The sequence below is a fragment of the Siminovitchia jepli genome, assembly GCF_047228825.1.
Lineage (GTDB): Bacteria > Bacillota > Bacilli > Bacillales > Bacillaceae_C > Siminovitchia.
In genome coordinates, this window is sequence record NZ_JBFEGN010000174.1 from 1 (window position 1) to 2,528 (window position 2,528).

Annotated in this window: 3 protein-coding genes; all 3 read right to left on the reverse strand. The window is 36.1% G+C overall.

What is annotated here, in order from left to right; genetic code table 11:
* Positions 1-198 precede the first annotated feature (198 nt).
* The gene (locus AB1L08_RS22080; RefSeq protein WP_413066735.1) at positions 199-1,365 is read right to left on the reverse strand and encodes an acyltransferase family protein; all 1,167 of its coding nucleotides are present in this window, start codon (positions 1,363-1,365) and stop codon (positions 199-201) included.
* A gap of 102 nt (positions 1,366-1,467) precedes the next feature.
* On the reverse strand, positions 1,468-1,689 hold the full coding sequence (locus AB1L08_RS22085; RefSeq protein ID WP_018705612.1) for a hypothetical protein: 222 nt from the start codon (positions 1,687-1,689) through the stop codon (positions 1,468-1,470).
* 24 nt (positions 1,690-1,713) lie between these two features.
* Positions 1,714-2,427, reverse strand: a complete 714-nt coding sequence (locus tag AB1L08_RS22090; protein WP_155555141.1) for a GAP family protein — start codon at positions 2,425-2,427, stop codon at positions 1,714-1,716.
* Positions 2,428-2,528: the final 101 nt, after the last annotated feature.

Here is a 2,528-nt window from a genome sequence, read left to right on the forward strand (position 1 = left end):
TACGACGATGATTTGGATTTTTCCTTTTTTATGTCGAATTTTGAACATTATTTTACCCAGACTTTGTTATTGAACCATTATTATAAAATTAATACTTTTACGCACTCAGATAAAAATCCAAAGTAGAAAAGGCTCATTAGTTCTATTTTTGAGAAGCATAAGGGCAGATATGGTTATCGTCGTATTCTCTTTTTTTCTTTAAAACTCACCATCCCTAAAGAATCTTTGACACAAAGGAATCTGCCTAATTATATAACCTAACAAGAAGCAAAGTGGTATCGTGATCAGAATCGTAGCTAGAAATATGAAGGATGGTGGAAAGTGGATGACCTTCAATCCAGCCATAACAATAGCGATAATCGGTATATGAATGATATAAATCACGAAGGAATGGGCTGACAAGAAGCTCCAACCTTTTCCTTGATGAAAAACTCTTTTGCGAAAGAATATGATTAATCCGAGAATGATGCCAACACAAAATAGAGCTTCCCAAAGAGAATAAACCAAAGATGTCCAGTTCCAGCCTCCAGAAAACTGTAATCCGTCTAATCCAAATATCAAGACTAAGGGAAGGAGAAGAATCGATGCTCCAATTGCAATTCCAAAACCCGCCCTACCCATAGAATCAGGAATATTTCGAAACCAATTGCGTTGGTAAGCGATGATGCCCAAAATGAATAGCCCGACATATTGTGGGAGATCATAGCCGCTTGCTGTAAAAAGTCCAACGAATGATTGAACCCCGGGAGATCCACCGGGTAAATCAAGAGCAGGGACCCACAGTCTTATGATGAAGTATCCTACCGCTAATATCATGACAAAGACTGTAAACATCCTATAGGTGGGTGGCGTACTCTGACGAACTACTGATAGCTTATTTTTACTCATAAACTTCGCCCAGACTGCGTATAAACAAACGAATACGAAAAGTAGCTCGACGTACCACATCGGGCCATAGGTTAAATGTGAAAAATAGGTTTGCCATGTAAATGGCTCCTGGTTAAGCATATAGACTTCAATTGATTGAACTTGGCTAAGAATGAGAACGTAGAAGATAAACGGGACTAGGAACCGGATGAATCTATCTTTGATAAATCGGGTCGCTCCATTACGTTCAAAAGATGATGGAACAAAATATCCGGAAATAAGAAAAAACGTCCCCATGAAAAAAGTCTGATTAAAAGCAAGGAATAGAAGGCCCATAACAACCCCAATAGACCCTTGTGATAATACCTCGTTATAGATGGAAAAATACACTAAATGATGTAGCACTACTAACATTGTAAGAGCTGCCCTTAGGTTATCAATAAAGTATAACCGACCTTCCCTTTGGAGAGACGAGCTCCCTATATGTCTTGAATTCATAATAATTCTTATGTTCCCCCTATTAATATTTAAAAATATATCTCAACGGAGCATCCGCCAAGCTGGACGGCTATGTATAATCCGTCCTATTTGCTCTATATTCTAATTTTCACTTTTAGTTGATCCGCCTATTTTCCAAGAGGCTAAACCTATGATCCCGCCAACTACAATAAATATAATGTCCATAACAATTTCAAATCCCTGAAACGCATCAATATAATTTACCAAAAACCAACTTTTTCCACCATTAGTCAAATGATTGATTAATCCGCCTACTCCCTGTATAACGAAAAGTAGACCAAGTCCACTGATAATTTCTTTCATGATGAACACCTCATTAATAATTTTTTAATTTAATATGCCTCTAATACCGATGTTGAAAAAAACCGCACCTACTACTCCTATCGCTACCAAGAGTGAGGAAATCGGTGCTTCATTTAATTTTGATCTAATTTTATTTAGAAATTGTTGCAGTCTCTCTTTAAACATAATATTAACCCCTAACAAAAGAAGAGAAGGAAGCACCATTACAAGATTGTAGCCAATTATAATAAAGATAGAAGAGGAAGGCTCAATTGTTAGGTGATTCATTAACAAAATTGAATAAAAGTAAGGCAACGCAGTTACAAATTCAATTAGAAAAACAATGATACCTAATATGATCATCCCTTTCATCGTTGTTTTTTGGGGCATAAATGAAATTAAACGTTTTTTTGTAGTATCATTTGGTTTACTGAAGCTAATTAGAACAATAGCTGCTCCAAAAAGGATATAAAACCAATTGATAAAGTCAAATTCAGATAATTTTCCAATTCCTTTCAATAGTGAATCTCCACCAAAGTATAGTAATAAGCCCATGATGAAGTAGCCAAACTGCGTAATAAACAAAAAAACAAGCAAGCGAGAAGATAATTGATTAGGCTGTGTCAATAATAAATAGGCAGTTACAGCAAGTACACCAGGACTTAATATATCAACTAATGCGCAAATAGAAATAATTAGCAAAGCTATTGATGTGTCTATTGATGAAGAAGGCATTAATGCTTCAATACTTTCGATCAAATATAGAGTCCCTCCTTTTTATATGATAGACTCTCGGCATTCGCCGAGTTAGATGGGTCAAAGGATCTCTTGACCCAACTGTTTGATTCCCCTCCTACTTT

Excerpts from the sequence above, each read along its gene's own strand:
- AB1L08_RS22080 (WP_413066735.1), bottom strand. The coding sequence starts at position 1,365 with ATGAATTCAAGACATATAGGGAGCTCGTCTCTCCAAAGGGAAGGTCGG.
- AB1L08_RS22085 (WP_018705612.1), bottom strand. The coding sequence starts at position 1,689 with ATGAAAGAAATTATCAGTGGACTTGGTCTACTTTTCGTTATACAGGGA.